Genomic DNA, 14,662 nt, shown 5'->3' with positions numbered 1-14,662 from the left:
CCACGCTCCCCCTGATCGCCGCCGGCGCCGCATACGTGGCGGTGCTGGCGGCCTTCGCGCGTCTCCCGGCGTGGGGGATGGTGGCGGCGATCGCCGCGCTGGTGCTCGCCGCCGCCTGGGTGCAGCGCTCCGGCGGGGGACGAACGGCCGTCTCGCTGGCCGCGTGGCCGGCGCTGCACGCGCTCCTCTTCGCCACCGGCTCGGCGGATTCGCCGCTGATCGCGCTGGCCGCGGCGTGGCTGGTGGCGCTCGGCCGCTCGTCCACCCGCCTCCTGCTGATCGGCTGGGCGGCGGCGGCGATCCTCGTCCCCGGCGCCGAATGGCTGCACCGCGCATCCCCATTCCTCGTCTCCATCACCCGCTACGAGCTGCTCCTGGCGGTCGCCGCCGGGCTGTCGCTGCTGCGCCGCGCGCGTCCCGCCGTCGCCCCGCCGGTGGAGGAGCCGCGGGAGACGGTGGTGGCTGGGGAGGAGGGGGACGACGATGCGGTGCTGAAGACCGCGCTGGAGATGGTGCGCCGCGCCACGGACGCGCACGAGGCCACGCTCTGGCGCGCGGACGGCGAGTGGCGGTCGGCGTCGCTGGTCGCGCGCGCGGCGGCGCCGGGGGTGCCGCTGCCGGACGCCGTCGTGGGGCTCGAAGGGTCGCCGTACAAGTGGGCGGTGGAGGAGCAGCTGCCGCAGCACGTCCGCCGCGGCAAGCGCGACCTCCCCGCGCCGTGGGCGGAGGAGATGCTGGTCGTCCCCGTCGATCTCCCCGAAGGCGTGCTCGCGCTGGCATATCCGGGGCTGGTGCCGCCCGGCGCGGATTCCGCCGCCGTCGCCGCGGCGAAGCACCTCACCACCGTGCACGCGCTGCTGCGGTCGCGCGGCGAGGCGGCGAGCGAGGATGCCCGCGTGCGCGCCATCGCCGAGGCCGCCCGTTCGCTGCCGGGGGAGATCGAGGTGGACGCGTTCGCGCGGCGCCTGGCCGCAGTGGTCCGCCAGGGGACGGGCGCGGCGGGGGTGGCCGTGGCCGTGGGGCCGGACGAGGCGGGGCGGGGAAAGGTGCTGCACGTGGACGACACCGGCCCGTCGCCCCAGCTCGCCGCCGACTTCGGCGAGGGCGACTCGCGGCTGGCGCTGGCGATGAAGCACGCGGTCGACCTCCGCTACGACGACCTCCGCCGCGAGCGCGAGTCGCTCCCGCTGCTCACCGCCGGGGAGACGTGGCGGATGGCGCCGCGCTCCGCCGCCGTCTTCCCGCTGGTCGCGGACGGTCGCGCGATCGGCGCCGTGGCCGCGTGGCATCCGGAGCCGGCGAAGTTCGGGGAGAAGGAAACGGAGCTGCTGCGCCTGCTCTGCTCCATGGCGCCGCTGCCGCTGCGCAGCGCGCGCAAGTACGAGGCGCTGGACCACCGCGCGCACACCGACGCGCTGACCGGGCTGCCGAACCGCGCCGCGTTCCAGGAGCGGCTGGCCACGCTGTCGCACGTGTTCGACCGCTACGCGCGGCCCTTCGGCGTGCTGGTGCTGGACGTGGACTTCTTCAAGAAGTTCAACGACACGCACGGGCACGACGCGGGCGACCGGGTGCTGCAGCACGTGGCCGCCGTGGTCCGCCAGACGGTGCGCGACGTGGACACCCCCGCGCGCCTGGGCGGCGAGGAGTTCGTGGTGCTGATGCCCGAGACGGGCCTGCGCGCCAGCCAGGACGCGGGCGAGCGCCTGCGCCGCAGCATCGAGACGCGCCCCGTCACCTGGAACGGCCGCCCGCTCTCGGTCACGGTGTCGATCGGCGCCGCCGCCTGCCCCGAGTGCACGGCGACCGCGGACGAAGTGCTGAAGCTGGCCGACGAGGCGCTCTACCGCGCCAAGGCCGACGGCCGCAACCGCGTGGCCAGCGCGCCGAAGGTGGCGAAGGTGTAATTGGCCTCGGGACGACGTCAGCGTGAGATTCCGGATTTCGTCCGAGGAAGAGCAAAGAAGCCGAGTCCCGGGTGAGGGCATTCACCCGGGACTCGGGACTTTCTCCCCTACTCCCCCAGCCGCGGCGCGATCACCCCGAAGAAGTTCCCCACCGCGCGCTCGACGCCGGGGGTGGTCTCGTCGCCGTAGGGGACGCCGGCGTGCACCAGCGTGCCGTCGGCGGCGCGCCAGGCCATCACCGACGAGCCGCCGCCGTCCAGCGGAATGGCGTCGGTCGCGCCGGCGATCTTCATCCACTCGCCCAGGTCGTAGAAGCCGGCCCCGTACGGATAGGCGTCGCCCTCGCGGCCGTCCAGCGTCATCAGGTACAGGTAGCGCACCCCCTCGGCCACCCCCAGCCCCACCGCGGTGCGTCCGGCCACCAGCTCCTCCGGGATCTCCTGCGGCGTCGCCTGGTTGTGGCCGTTCCAGAGAAGGCGGTTCAGCGGCACGATCTGCGGCTGCGGGCAGAGCGACCCCCTGGCGGGCTGCGCGCTCCCCGCGATGGCCGTGTGGACGTCCGAGAGGTCCACCGGGTCCGCGGCGGTCGCCAGCACGATCTCGGCGCGGTTGCCCTCCCGGATCAGGAGCGCCGCCGCGCCCGCGTAGCCCGGCCCGGGAACGTCGCACCCGTCCTTGCTCTGGTCGTTGCAGGGAAGGCATCCCGCGTTGTCCTGCGTCCACGGCGCCAGCGCGGGGTCGCAGACGACCGTCTCGTCGCGCACCGCCGCGCCGAACAGCACGAACTCCTTGCCCGACACGTCCGAACCCGTGTAATACGAGAAGTTGGCGTTGACCGCCAGCACGACCTCGGCGTTCTCTTCCTCGCTCAGGAACTCGGAGATGGTGCGGCTGATCGTCCGCCCGTTGTTGTTCACGTAGGGGATCGGCGGGGCGCTGGAGGTCGTCAGGAAGCGGATCCGGTCGTCGCCCAGGAACACCCGCACCACGTTCACGTTCTGCTTGCGGCAGACCGGGTGGGCGAAACCGAAGGCCAGGTCCGCCGTGCCCACGGCGCGGTCCACGCCCTGGAAGATCGGCTTCCAGCCGCTGAAGAAGTACTGCGTGCTTTCGGCCACCACGTGGCGTGCGGCGCCAAGGTCGACCTGTCCAATGTCCGTGCTCATTTTGTCCTCCGCGTGGAATGGGGGTGTCGGCGCCCACCGGCACGCTGCCGCGCGGCGCAAATGAAGTCCGGGGATTGGAAGACGGGGATTTCCCCGATGCATCGCAAGGGTCGCACGTTAACAGGCGGAAAAATGCGCCGCCGGGTGCCATTCGCCAAGTGTTTCGTCGGGCGGCGGCGAGCGAGGCGAACGGGCCTGCGCATTGCGGCCGTGTCACCTAAATCGTTGCAGGAACGTAAGATTGACACGCTCGGTCACATCCGCTAGATTTGGAGCGTGTTTGAAAACACGGGTCATGGGGATGACAGGTTTCGACGCGTACGGTGAAGCCGTGGCGGCGTGCCGAGGTGCTCGGAGCACTCGTTAAACCTCCGGGAAATCAGTAACCGCGAACGATAACTTCGCTCTGGCTGCGTAAGTAGACGCCCTCACGGGCTCCTTACCTCCCATCCGTCGGTCAGCCCCGCCTGAGGCGGGCCGCCGGGTGTCGCTAAATTCTGGCTGGCCTGCGTTCGGCGCCGTGACGCCGCAGGCGAGACTTGCACGGCTGGTTCGCGAGGGGCCTCCATCCGGCCGATGAGCGAGCGAGGAGAACAGAACGGGTGGATACGCACGTAGATGTCGCGGGGGATCGGTAGGCGGACCCGGGTTCGAATCCCGGCATCTCCACTTCACGAAAGCCGGGCTCAGCAATCATGCTGGGCCCGGCTTTCGTTGTTGTGGGCTGATGGAATACCCGAATCCAGAAAAAGAATTGCCTCACGCAGAGCAGCAGAGGCAGCAGAGAACTCACCTCTGCTGCCTCTGCTGCTCTGCGTGAGACCTGCTGTTTTTCAGGATTTGGATAAGGCTACAGGTGCGCGCGGAAAAAGGCGATGGCGGGCTCGGCGAAGTACTCGTGCCCGCCCTCGCGGACAGCGGACTGGAAGCCGTCTGGGCGACCCGCGGCGCGGTAGACGCCGCGGAGCAGGTCCGTCAGCCCGGGGTCGGCCGGGAGGTCGTCGCTGCCGGTCACCATCAGCATCGGCCGCGGGCTCACCAGCAGGAACAGGTCCTCCTGCCACAGGTCGCGGTTGGCCAGCAGCGTCTCGTGACAGCCGTGGAAGGGCATGGGCTCCGTGGCGGTTCGCGGCCGCAGCGGGCCGGTGCCGCCCTCGAATCCCTGCGCCACCACGGCCCGGAAGCGCGGCTCCATGGCCGCCAGCGCCACCGACATCTCCCCGCCGTACGACACGCCGGAAACGCCCATCCGCGCGGTGTCGACCTCCGGCTGCGCGGCCATCCACGCCGACACGGCGCGCAGGTCGCGCAGCACCACCGCCTTGTACGAAGTGCCGGCCAGCTGCGCGTTCTGCGCCACCGCCGAGTGGTCCGTGCCGATGCGGCCGCCCAGGTAGCCGAAGCCGCGCAGCTCCGGCGTGTAGGTGACGAACCCCGCCTCGGCCAGCCGCAGCGCGACCGCGTGCTGGTAGCTGTCCACCAGCCCCGCCGTCTCCACGATCCCCTCGCCGTGGCCAGGGATGACTATCACCGCGGGGCGGCGGGCCAGGCCGGGCGGCACGAACAGGTAGCCGGGGATGGCCGTGCCGTCGAACCCCGGCACGGAGACGAATCGCCGCTCGATCCCGCCCGCCAGCCGCACGCGCTCGAGCAGCCGCGGCGTGCCGGCGATCGGCGGGTCGGCCGGCGGCGGGGTGCGGAACGCGGTGGTGTCGAGGTACGCGCGCATGGTTTCGGCCCACGACGCCAGCCGCGCGGGGTCGGCCGCGTCGGGGCGGGGGAGGCGCGGGCGCTGCGCGGCCATCCAGCGCGCCAGCCCGGGGTCGCCGCTGGGCGTGAACGCGGCGAAGGGTTCGGGCGCGCGGCCCCGTAACAGCCGCGCGGCCTGCGCCGATCCACCGCCCAGGAACAGGACCGCCGCCAGCAGGTGCGCCAGCGCCAGGGGATACAGCCGCCTGCGCACGCCGTCCACCGCGCGGGGCATCAGGCCGAGCGCCCAGGCCCAGAGCGCCGCCTCCAGCAGCGCCACCAGCAGCGCCGCCGCAATCCGCGTTGTCGTCATTGTCCGAAGCCGAGCCGTCGTGAGTGGGTCAGGGGGGGCAAGTCGGGAGGATCGTGAACCGCGTCCCGGCCGGCATGCGGCGCGAGACCATTTGCATCGTACCCCAAATATTCAACGAAGATCGGCATCCGGCGAGCCCGTGATCGCCGCCCCGACATCATACCGGATCCCAACACATCGTTCGGGCATCTGCGATCCTGGTTTTTCACACACGGGCACAGAGAACACAGAGGCACGGAGGACCGCAATTGGTTCTCCGTGCCTCTGCGACTCCGTGCCTCTGTGTGATTGTTCTTTTTCCGGACTCGGGATCACACGGGGGTGGTGGTGGGGCAGACGATGCTCGGCTCGCAGCGCCGGTCGCAGGTGTCGCCGCCCGCGGTGTCGGCGACGAGGCAGTTCTGGCTGCACGCCAAGGTGCCGGCGTTCACGACTACGACCGTGTCCGGGTCGATGTTGCCCATTACCGTGCCGCGCCGCCCCGCCGGCGCGTGCGTGTCGAACGAGTCGACGGCGAGCGCATCGAGGTCCAGCCTGAGCTTCTTCATCTGCTTCTCCCTGTGGGAATGACGCGAGAGGCTGCTTCGGATCAACATGAAATTACGTCTGTTTCTGGAGATATTCAACGGCTGAGAGCGTGCGCTCACCCCGTGCGATGCGACTGTATGCCGGACGTCTGTTTGATTTCGGCAGGATGGGACGGCAAGGTTGCAGATCAACGCAGATGGCGTATTAGGGCTGATCTGGCGTCTCTTGGAGCCCCGGCGCATCGTCCGCGGATGCAGATCGGCCCCGCTCCGGAGGTTCCGGAGCGGGGCCGATCCATGTCCATCCACAAGGAGACGGCGGTCACGCCGCGGCGGGAACGGCCTCTTCCTCGGTGACCTCGTCGGGGCGGAGGGTGTCCATGAACGAGCTGACGGAGAACACCGCGTTCCCCGCGCCGGCCACGCCGTACCCCGGCGGCGGCTTCAGGCCGTGCTTCTCCAGCGTCTCGCGGTACACCTCCAGCAGCCGGATGTGGTACTCCAGCGGCGCGCCCTCGGGGTTGTCGCGCCCCAGCGGCGTGGCCGGCTCGGGGCACCAGGTGGTGAAGCGCGGCGTCACCCCGCGGCTCATGAAGTAGTCCAGCCCCTCGGCGGTCGAGGCGATGGCCTCGTCCACCGTCTGGAACCCGAACGGCTTCGCCATCTCCACCCCGGCCACGAAGTTGGGGATCACGTAGCGCGCGCCGAACACCTCCGCCGCGTCGAAGATGCGCCGGTGCCACTCCTCGCGGCCCACGTAGCGCTCCTTCCCCGGGCAGATGATCTCGAACAGCCGCTTGTCCCACACCTCGTAGTTGGGGTGGTAGATCTTGATCCCGTACTCCTTGTAGCGGCGTACGTCCTCCACCGGCAGCGCCTGGGCGACGACCTTGCCGATCCAGCGGTTGGGGAAGCGCTCCTCGATGGCCTGCGCGTAGCGGCCGTAGAAGTCCGCCTCCTCCAGCCCGTCCACCTTCGACGTCACCGAGCCGCCGGTGAGCGTGTACGCCTTGCTGGCCTTGGCGGTGTCGTAGCGGTCGATGATCTCCAGCGCCTCGAGCACGTCGGCCACGGGCTTCACGCCGGTGTAGGGGCGGCCCTCCTGCTTGTGCTGGCGCCAGTTGTGGTTGATGTCGCAGTACTGGCACTCCTCCTTGGCGCCGAAGTACTGGCAAAGCCGCAGCACGGTCAGGTAGATGAGGTAGCCCCACTGGATGGTGGGCGCCGTCTCCATCACCGTCTTCCCGTTGGCCAGCGTGTGCCGGTAGTACTCGGGCATCGGCGGCAGTCCCACGTCGGCGACGGTGCGCCCCTCCAGCGACAGCCGCAGCCCGCCCGCCTCGTCGCGCGCCACGCGGTACGGCGAGTCGGGGTTCACGCGCACGGAGACGATGGTGCGGCGCAGCTCGTACGGCCCGCCGGTGAGCGCGATCTCCTCGGGCGGGCGGCGCCGGGCGGCCTCGCCGAGCTGCGCCAGCGGCTTCTGGTCGAACGAGAAGATGAAGTACGACTTGGGCTTGACCTCGCCGTCGAGGTTGTCGGTCAGCGCCGAGTCGTCGAACGCGATGCCGGTGCGAAGGAGGTCCTCCTTGAGAACCGCCTCGCGGGGGATGTGCGGGAAGCGGGCGATGAGCCCTTCAACGAGCGTGGTGCGAGTCTGGTCCAATGCGTCCTTCCGGGGTGGATTGGGCGCATGAATCTATCGACGCCGCAAGGGATTGGGAACGGGGCGGGGGAGGGACGGCGCCTATTTGCCGCGATCCTGCCTCGCGAAAAAATCGAGATCCGCGAGATCCTTCGGCCGGCCGCTCGCGCGCTTGTTTCTCAAGAGGTCGCGCAGGCTGATGAGGGATACTTCTTCGCCGTCGAGGATCACGCTCTCTCGCTCTGAATACGCCTCATCGAACTCTATCCCCGAAACCACGGTCAGCACCTCGATGCGAAGCGGCGGCTCGCCCATTCGCACCATGCTGCGGTCTTCGAGGAAGAATCCGACGGAGAGCTGGGGCGTGTCGAACCCGAACTCGCGGATGGCCTCGACGGTCCGGGCCGCGTTCTCGGGGTCTACGGCGATCCAGACGTCCAGGTCGCCCGTGGCGCGCGGGTATCCGTAATACGCCACGGCGTGGCCGCCAATGAGGAGGTACCTAACCCCATGGGACCTTAACAAGCTCAAGAACTCTTTGAAGTCTTGCGGTAGCGAGAGCCCCATAGTTCATGCGCCGCAGGGTTTCAACGTGGCGGAGACGCTCGATCGGCGTGCGCGTCAGCCAGTACTCGATCTCCTCATCCTCCTCGAAGGCAGGAACGACGGAGAACGCCTTCTTGTCCAGACGCGGAAGGGATTCGTCCATCGGCGCTCCAGGTGAAGGCAGCAGCTTTGCGGCGACGTGAGCTACCGCACGAATGTTATCCGCGGAATCCGCGTACGCCAGTCTGCCATCTCTTACTCCTTCGCCGCGTACTTCGCGGCCATCTTGCGCACGGTGGTGAGGTTGCGGTTGGTGCCGGGTTGGCCGATGGCCTTCGCGAGCTGGGGGCCGGTGATGAGCGAGTCGCTCATCCGCCCGTTCCGCCGCCACCAGTAGACCTCCCGCGCGTGGACGGCGAAGCGGTCGTCGTCCGACTCCAGCGCGGCGAGGCGCTTCTTCGCGTCGGCGCCGGGCTCGTCGCGGACGAAGATGACGTAGGTCCCATCGCCGTCCGCGCGCGGGAAAGGCTCGTGATCGGCCGCGGCCTTCAGCTCGTCCGGCGTGCGGAGATACGTCCCCACCGCGTAGCCGAGCGCCTTCTCCAGGTGCGCCTCGATGTTCTTCTCCAGCTTCGCCGCGTCCTTCTCCTTCGCCTCGAAGATCACGTTGCCGCTGGCGATGAACGTCTCCACGTTCGCGAAGTCCATCTCCTCGAACAGCTTGCGCAGCTTGTCCATCTTCACCGTGTGGCCGCCGACGTTGATGGCGCGCAGGAGGGCGATGTATCTCGGCATGGGGACGGCGCTCGCGGCTGGGGGGATGATGAGGCTCGCGCGGGGCGATATACGGCGCGAACCCCGTCCGCGAAAGCCGCGGGCGGGGTTCGGTGCGTCGCGACGGCGACCGCGTCAGTCGAGGGAGATCTGCTCGACGTCCACGACCGGGCCCGCCTGGTGGATGCTCATGCCGGGGAGGATGCGGGCGCGGAAGCGCACCCGCAGCCCGTCCTGCTGGAACTCGGCCGGCAGCGGGTCGCGGGGATCGTAGGTGACGTCGTCGTCGCCGCGGATGGCGAAGAAGCCGCCCTCGAACGAGTACCACCGCACCGTCCCCGTGCCGGAGACGACGTCCCCGTCGCGATCGACGGTGCCGAGGACGAGGCGGTCGCATCCGCCCAGCGCCAGCAGCAGCCCCAGCACGGAGCCCAGCATCGCCCTGCGCGTGACGTGCATCGCCCTGCCCCTGCGTCGATTGGGAATTGTCGCCCGCCCGTCGAGGGATGGAACGCGCCGTCAGGGCGGATCGTGACATCCCGGCAGTTCGGGGACGCACCGCGAACGCCGGACGTGCCGTTGGGTGATGCCGGAGCGAAGAGATGGATCGATCTCTCCGCCGCCAGCACCGGCGGAGAGCGTCAGCAGAACTGCGGGAGCGTTTCCGGGCAGTCCTTGGGCCAGCGCGTGTGCATGTTCAGGATCATCTCCGGCGCGGAGGCCGGGTCACGGTGCGGGGCTTCGGTGGCGAAGCTCTCGACGCGGATCTCGCTCAGGTTCAGGAGGTTCGGCTGCATGGGTCCCTTCCTCTCTGGTGGTTTGCCGGTGCGTCCCCGACACCACCTGAAGAGTACCGCGCGCTGCCCGGCCGGTGAAGCGTCCGCGCAGAACCGGCCTTTCCCGCGCTCCAGGTCAGCTCACGCCCGGGCGGCTGAAGCCACGGCAACGACCGCACAAAGTCCCTGCGGGACTGACGCCGGATATCTGCTCTCCCAGGAGAGATCCTGCCCGCCCCGGCTGGCCCCCTCCCCCGGCCCCTCCCCCGCTGCGCAGGGGAGGGGAGAACTCAGCGCGGCGAGGATGTCGGCTCGGAGCGCGGATATCCGGCCTCAGTCCCGCAGGGACTTCGTGCAGTTGTTGCCGTGAATTCCATTCGCCCGGCGACATCATCTCCCGGCGACAATCGCCCGGCCAACATCACCCCGCCGCCCGCCGCAGCCGGTCGCGGATGCCGGCCCACTCGGGGGTGCCGGGAACGTCCTCGATCCAGATCATCTCGCAGCCGGCGGCGTCCAGCGCATGCAGGGCGGCGTAGAGGCGGGCGGCGTACTCCCGCGGATCGTCCGGCATCACCACCACCTCGGCGCCGGAGGCGGACACCGGCGCGAAGGCGATCACCCCCACCGCGCGGTCGTCGCTGGCGGCCCACACCGCCTTGGCGAACGCCGCGTCGCGCGATTCGGAGGAGAAGAGCCGCACCTCGGCCGCCGGCGCGTAGTGGCGGTCCAGCATTCCCGGCGACGGGCGCGCCTCGCGGCCCCGCGGCTCGGCCGAGGCGACGGCGACCTCGCCCAGCACCTCGCGCAGCGCGTCGGCCGAGACGGAGCCGGGGCGCAGGATCGTCGGCACCTCGCCGGCCAGGCTCAGCACGGTGGACTCGATGCCCACGGGGGAAGGGCCGCCGTCCACGATCACGTCCACCCGCTCGCCCAGGCTGCGCCGCACGTGCTCGGCCGTGGTCGGCGACACCCCCATCGAGCGGTTCGCCGAGGGCGCGGCCACCGGGATCCCCGCCGCCTCCAGGAGCGCGTGGGCGACCGGGTGCGCGGGGATGCGGATTCCCACCGTGTCCAGCCCCGCGCTCACCGCGTCCGGGATCTCCGCCGAGCGGGGGAGGACGAGGGTGAGCGGGCCCGGCCAGAAGCGCTCGGCGAGCCGGTCGGCCGCCGCGGGCCAATCTCCCGCCAGCCGCCGCGCCGCGTCGACGCCGGCGACGTGGACGATGAGCGGATTGTACGACGGGCGACCCTTGGCTTCGTAGATCCTTGCCACTGCCGCGGGGTCCAGCGCGTGCGCGCCAAGTCCGTACACCGTCTCGGTGGGGAACGCGACGAGACCTCCGCGCCGCAGCACGTCTGCCGCACCGGCCAGCGCGGCCGCGTCTGGGGTGGCGCTATCTACACGTAAGATGCGCATTTGCAACGAGATCAGGAGACGCCGGAGTGAGGGCGGAGCGGCATGCCCCTTGCCTTACGCGAAAGGCGAGCGCGGACGACGCGCAGAGGCACCGGGGAACCAGGGAGGACGCGATGTTCTGGATGTTCATGACCGCGCTGTGGGTGGTGATGCTCCTGGCCCCGCTGGCGCTGCTGGTGGCGCTCCTCCCCTCCGGCCGCGACTGCCCGCGCTGCGGATGCGAGAGCCTGCCCATCCGCTCGTCGCTGCTGCGCCCGGCGCGGCGCCTGCTGAACCGCCGGTGGTGCACATCGTGCGGGTGGGAAGGGGTGATGCGGGTCACGCGCCACGCGCCCGTCCCCGCGCTGGAGGTGGTGCCCGAGCACGACGAGTACGACGACGACGCCGTGTGGCGCGGCGAGCGGGACAGCGGCGGAGGGCTGATGTAGAAGCTGGATCGGTGGTCGGCAGCCCGAGAGCCGCTGGACGGCACCGCTCGCCCGGCCCCTCTCCCGGAAGTCATCGGGAGGGGGGCCGCGTCGTTTCCGCCGCAGCGGACTCCGCTCCGCTGTCCCGTCGCCGGGCGGGACCCTCCTCCCGCGGCTGGGGCCGCGTACCCCCTCCCGATAACGGGAGGGGGTAATTTCGCTCGTGCGGCGCGGCCTTTTCTGCACTCCTCGTCTCACGTGCGACGCAATCGTGGCGACCCGTCCCGCTCTTCGCGCCACCCTCGTCGCGGCGCTGAGTTCTCCCCGCCCCTGCGAAGCGGGGGAGGGGCCGGGGGAGGGGGCCAGCCCGCGGCCGCGCCGGCCTCCGATGTCGGCGCGAATCTGCTCATCCCCACCTCTCCAGGTTTGGGGGAGAGATGGCGAACCCTGGCGAGCCGGAGAGGGCGCGACGCCTCACCTCCACCCGCCGACCACCACGCGCACCAGCCGCTGGGGATCGAAGTGGCGGCGCGCCATGCGGCCGACGTCCTCCGTCGTCACGGCCTCGACCGCGTCGGGGAAGCGGTCCCACCACTCGTGCGGGAGGCCGTACGCCTCGACCGTGGCCAGGCGGCTGGCCACGCCCGCGGGCGTCTCGAACATGCGCGGGAGCGAGAGCATCAGCGCGTCCTTGGCGCGGCGCAGCTCGGCCTCGTCCACCGGCTCCTCGGCCAGGCGGCGGATCTCGCGCATCATCTCGTTCACCGCGTCGCGGGTGACGCCCACGTCCACGGCCGTCTCCGCCACCCACCCGCCGGGGACCACGCCCGCCGAGAAGAGGGAGCGCGCGCCGTAGGTCCACCCCTTGTCCTCGCGCAGGTTGGCGCCCAGCCGGCCGGTGATGGTGCTGCCGCCCAGCAGGAAGTTGGTCACCCCCGCGCGGATCCAGTCCGGGTCCGTGCGCGCCAGCCCCTGCCCGGCGATGCGGATCTCCGACTGCGCCGACTCCTCCCACGGCACGAACACCATCCGCTCCTCGCCGCCCAGCGGCGGGGCGGGGGGATAGGCGGTCGGCTCGGCATCTCCCGACCAAGAAGCGAACGCTGCGTCCAGCGCCTCGCGCAGCTCCGCCGGATCGAACTCGCCGGCCGCGACGAGGAACGAGCCGCCCGGCCGGTAGCGCGCGGCGTGGAAGGCGATCAGCGCCTCGCGCGGCACCTCGCGGATCCCCGCCTCGGTGCCGAACGAGGGGATGCCGTACGGGTGATCGGGGCCGAACACCTCCAGCGCCGCGCGGTCGTCGGCCACGTTCGCAGGCTCGTCGTGGCGGGCGACCAGCGCGTCGAGCGACTCGGCGCGGATGCGCTCCGTCTCGTGCTCGGGGAACGAGGGCCGCATCGCCATCTCCGCCAGCAGGCCCACGCCCTCGCGCAGCGTCTCGGAAAGGAGCACCAGCTCGATCTCCGCGAAGTCGTGCCCCACGTGGGGATGGACGGCGGCGCCCAGCAGGTCCAGCCGCGCGTGCAGTTCCTCCGCCGCCAGCGTGGCCGTCCCCTCGGCGACCAGGTGGCCGACGAGCGAGGCGGCGCCGGCGTAGGGCGCGGGATCGGCCGCGGAGCCGGCGGGAAGGACCAGCCGCAGCACCACCTGCGGCACCCCGTGCCGCGGCGCGGACACGATCCGCAGCCCGTTGGCCATCGTCCAGCGCGCGGGGTGGGGAACGCGCGGCGCGGGCGGCGGCCCCAGCCGCGGCGGCGGCAGCACGACGATCTCACTCATCGCCCGCCTCCCCGTCCTGAGACGCGCCCTCCGCGGGAACGACGACCAGCGTGGCGCCGCGCCCCGCGTCCAGCCACCGGGCGGCGGCGCGGCGCACCTCGTCGGGCGTGACTTCGCCGTACGTCTCCAGCACGCGCTCCAGCGCCTCGGGCTCGCCCAGCACCGTCGCGGCGTAGGCGAGCGACTCGGCGCGCTCCTCCACGGTGGCCAGGTCGCCCACCTGGTCGCGGCGGACGCGGCGGGCGGCGCCCAGCACCTCGTCGTCCGTCACCCCGTTGGCCACCACGTCGTCCAGCACGCGCCGGATCGCCGCCTCCAGCCGCTCGGGCGCGATCCCCGTGCGCGCGGTGGTCACGATCCCCCACACGCCGCAGAGCGCGGTGGGATAGAGGTAGGTGTCCACGTCCTGCGACAGCCGCCCCTCGCGGATGAGCGCGCGCTGCAGCCGCGAGCTGTCGCCGTCGGCCAGGAGATAGGCCAGCACGTCGAGCGCCACCCACTCGCGCGTCCCGTACCCCGGCACCGCCCACGCCTGGTAGACGCGCGGGAAGGAGACGTCGTCGCCCATCGCCTCGCGGCTGACGGCGGCGGCGGGCGCGGGGTCGGCCGGCGGGGTGAACGGAGGGATGGGCGGCCCGTGCGGCAGGTCGCCGAAGTAGCGCTCGGCCAGCGCGGCCGCCTCGTCGGCCGAGATGTCGCCGGCGAAGACCAGCACCGCGTTGCCCGGCGTGTAGTAGGTCGAGTAGAATCCGCGCGCGTCGTCCAGCGTGATCCGCTCCAAGTCGGCCATGTAGCCGATCGTCGGCCACGAGTACGGGTGCGCGTCGCCGAAGAGCATCTGGTGGAGCCGCTCGTCGGCCATCCCGTACGGGCGGTTCTCGTAGGCTTGGCGCCGCTCGTTCATCACCACCCCGCGCTGCACCTCCAGCATCTCCGAGGTCAGCACGGGAAGGAAGAAGGCCATGCGGTCGCGCTCCAGCCAGAGCGGGAGCTCCACGGCGTGCGAGGGGACGGTCTCGAAGTAGTTGGTGCGGTCGAGCCAGGTGGAGCCGTTGTTGGTGCCGCCCACGCGCTCCAGCAGGTCGTCGAACTGCCCTTTGGGCGCGTGCAGCGATCCCTCGAACATCAGGTGCTCGAGGAGATGGGCCAGCCCGGTGCGGCCGGGGGTCTCGTGGCGGCTGCCCACGCGGTACATCAGGTGCACGGCCACGATGGGCGCCGCGCGGTCCTCGTGGCAGACGATGCGCATCCCGTTGGCCAGCGTGTGCGTGCGCACGGGAAGGCGCAGGGCGGTGGTCGCTTCGGTCGTATCGGTCACGTCGTCCGGCGATGTCTTCGGGCGATTGATTCGCAGCGGGATTCCGGCCGCGGATGGGTCCGCAAGAGCCGGGCGCGCGAATCTAACACCTGCGCGGCGCGAACGAAGCCCTTCCCCCGCGGACCCTCCCCCCGCGGCTGGGGCCGCGTACCCCCTCCCGATAACGGGAGGGGGTAACTTCGACCGCGGCGCGCAGGCGGTGGCGCGTTCCTCGCCGTGCGTGCGCTGCGGGGCCAGGGCTGCAGCGTGGCGCCAAAATCGCTCCCGCGCTGAGTTCCCCCCTCCCCTGCGCAGCGGGGGAGGGGCGGGGGGAGGGGGCCGTCCGCGGCCGCGCA

14 protein-coding genes and 1 other RNA gene are annotated in these 14,662 nt (G+C 71.3%); 3 read left to right on the top strand and 12 right to left on the bottom strand.

The features are described from left to right. The first annotated feature begins 35 nt into the window (after window positions 1-35). A complete protein-coding gene (locus tag VF092_23765) occupies window positions 36-1,907 on the top strand; it encodes a sensor domain-containing diguanylate cyclase (protein ID HEX6750331.1) in 1,872 nt (623 codons plus the stop codon). Between the two features lie 107 nt (window positions 1,908-2,014). Here the strand turns inward: VF092_23765 and VF092_23760 are convergent, their stop codons facing one another. Beyond that, window positions 2,015-3,073, bottom strand: coding sequence for a phosphodiester glycosidase family protein (locus tag VF092_23760; protein HEX6750330.1), 1,059 nt, complete (start codon window positions 3,071-3,073; stop codon window positions 2,015-2,017). Window positions 3,074-3,370: 297 nt separating this feature from the next. Here VF092_23760 and ssrA point away from each other — a divergent pair. Continuing rightward, window positions 3,371-3,745: a transfer-messenger RNA gene (ssrA, locus tag VF092_23755) on the top strand. Between the two features lie 178 nt (window positions 3,746-3,923). Here ssrA and VF092_23750 read toward each other — a convergent pair. From VF092_23750 to VF092_23710, 9 genes are all read right to left on the bottom strand, one after another. Further along, a complete protein-coding gene (locus VF092_23750) occupies window positions 3,924-5,135 on the bottom strand; it encodes a dienelactone hydrolase family protein (GenBank protein HEX6750329.1) in 1,212 nt (403 codons plus the stop codon). Between the two features lie 311 nt (window positions 5,136-5,446). Continuing rightward, window positions 5,447-5,683: a hypothetical protein gene (locus VF092_23745; protein HEX6750328.1), complete on the bottom strand. Its 237-nt coding sequence runs from the start codon at window positions 5,681-5,683 to the stop codon at window positions 5,447-5,449. 301 nt (window positions 5,684-5,984) lie between these two features. After that, entirely contained in the window at window positions 5,985-7,328 is a 1,344-nt protein-coding gene (locus tag VF092_23740) for a radical SAM protein (GenBank protein ID HEX6750327.1), read from the bottom strand. An 81-nt stretch (window positions 7,329-7,409) separates the two neighbouring features. Further along, window positions 7,410-7,874 (bottom strand): nucleotidyltransferase, encoded by a 465-nt coding sequence (locus VF092_23735; protein ID HEX6750326.1) that lies wholly within the window; start codon window positions 7,872-7,874, stop codon window positions 7,410-7,412. Continuing rightward, a complete protein-coding gene (locus VF092_23730; GenBank protein HEX6750325.1) occupies window positions 7,810-8,016 on the bottom strand; it encodes a hypothetical protein in 207 nt (68 codons plus the stop codon). The genes VF092_23735 and VF092_23730 overlap by 65 nt, the downstream gene beginning before the upstream one ends. Before the next feature lie 92 nt (window positions 8,017-8,108). After that, the gene (locus VF092_23725; protein ID HEX6750324.1) at window positions 8,109-8,648 is read right to left on the bottom strand and encodes a DUF1697 domain-containing protein; all 540 of its coding nucleotides are present in this window, start codon (window positions 8,646-8,648) and stop codon (window positions 8,109-8,111) included. A 114-nt stretch (window positions 8,649-8,762) separates the two neighbouring features. Then, on the bottom strand, window positions 8,763-9,086 hold the full coding sequence (locus tag VF092_23720) for a hypothetical protein (GenBank protein ID HEX6750323.1): 324 nt from the start codon (window positions 9,084-9,086) through the stop codon (window positions 8,763-8,765). Between the two features lie 182 nt (window positions 9,087-9,268). After that, window positions 9,269-9,424: a hypothetical protein gene (locus tag VF092_23715; protein ID HEX6750322.1), complete on the bottom strand. Its 156-nt coding sequence runs from the start codon at window positions 9,422-9,424 to the stop codon at window positions 9,269-9,271. A 400-nt stretch (window positions 9,425-9,824) separates the two neighbouring features. Next, a complete protein-coding gene (locus VF092_23710) occupies window positions 9,825-10,823 on the bottom strand; it encodes an L-threonylcarbamoyladenylate synthase (protein ID HEX6750321.1) in 999 nt (332 codons plus the stop codon). A gap of 113 nt (window positions 10,824-10,936) precedes the next feature. Here VF092_23710 and VF092_23705 point away from each other — a divergent pair, with 113 nt between their 5' ends. Then, window positions 10,937-11,251 (top strand): hypothetical protein, encoded by a 315-nt coding sequence (locus VF092_23705; protein ID HEX6750320.1) that lies wholly within the window; start codon window positions 10,937-10,939, stop codon window positions 11,249-11,251. A gap of 453 nt (window positions 11,252-11,704) precedes the next feature. Here the strand turns inward: VF092_23705 and VF092_23700 are convergent, their stop codons facing one another. Together VF092_23700 and VF092_23695 are read right to left on the bottom strand one after the other, a co-directional pair. Next, entirely contained in the window at window positions 11,705-13,009 is a 1,305-nt protein-coding gene (locus tag VF092_23700) for a pitrilysin family protein (protein ID HEX6750319.1), read from the bottom strand. Further along, on the bottom strand, window positions 13,002-14,327 hold the full coding sequence (locus VF092_23695; GenBank protein HEX6750318.1) for a pitrilysin family protein: 1,326 nt from the start codon (window positions 14,325-14,327) through the stop codon (window positions 13,002-13,004). Before VF092_23695 ends, VF092_23700 begins: the two co-directional genes overlap by 8 nt. Between the last annotated feature and the right edge of the window lie 335 nt (window positions 14,328-14,662).

It is taken from the genome of Longimicrobium sp., assembly GCA_036377595.1.
Lineage (GTDB): Bacteria > Gemmatimonadota > Gemmatimonadetes > Longimicrobiales > Longimicrobiaceae > Longimicrobium.
The sequence above is the reverse complement of the archived record's forward strand: the minus strand, read 5'-3'. Positions and strand labels throughout refer to the sequence as shown.

Coding starts and splice junctions, on each gene's coding strand:
- VF092_23760 (HEX6750330.1), bottom strand. CDS start 3,073: ATGAGCACGGACATTGGACAGGTCGACCTTGGCGCCGCACGCCACGTG.
- VF092_23750 (HEX6750329.1), bottom strand. CDS start 5,135: ATGACGACAACGCGGATTGCGGCGGCGCTGCTGGTGGCGCTGCTGGAG.
- VF092_23745 (HEX6750328.1), bottom strand. CDS start 5,683: ATGAAGAAGCTCAGGCTGGACCTCGATGCGCTCGCCGTCGACTCGTTC.
- VF092_23735 (HEX6750326.1), bottom strand. CDS start 7,874: ATGGGGCTCTCGCTACCGCAAGACTTCAAAGAGTTCTTGAGCTTGTTA.
- VF092_23730 (HEX6750325.1), bottom strand. CDS start 8,016: ATGGACGAATCCCTTCCGCGTCTGGACAAGAAGGCGTTCTCCGTCGTT.
- VF092_23725 (HEX6750324.1), bottom strand. CDS start 8,648: ATGCCGAGATACATCGCCCTCCTGCGCGCCATCAACGTCGGCGGCCAC.
- VF092_23720 (HEX6750323.1), bottom strand. CDS start 9,086: ATGCACGTCACGCGCAGGGCGATGCTGGGCTCCGTGCTGGGGCTGCTG.
- VF092_23715 (HEX6750322.1), bottom strand. CDS start 9,424: ATGCAGCCGAACCTCCTGAACCTGAGCGAGATCCGCGTCGAGAGCTTC.
- VF092_23710 (HEX6750321.1), bottom strand. CDS start 10,823: ATGCGCATCTTACGTGTAGATAGCGCCACCCCAGACGCGGCCGCGCTG.
- VF092_23705 (HEX6750320.1), top strand. CDS start 10,937: ATGTTCTGGATGTTCATGACCGCGCTGTGGGTGGTGATGCTCCTGGCC.
- VF092_23700 (HEX6750319.1), bottom strand. CDS start 13,009: ATGAGTGAGATCGTCGTGCTGCCGCCGCCGCGGCTGGGGCCGCCGCCC.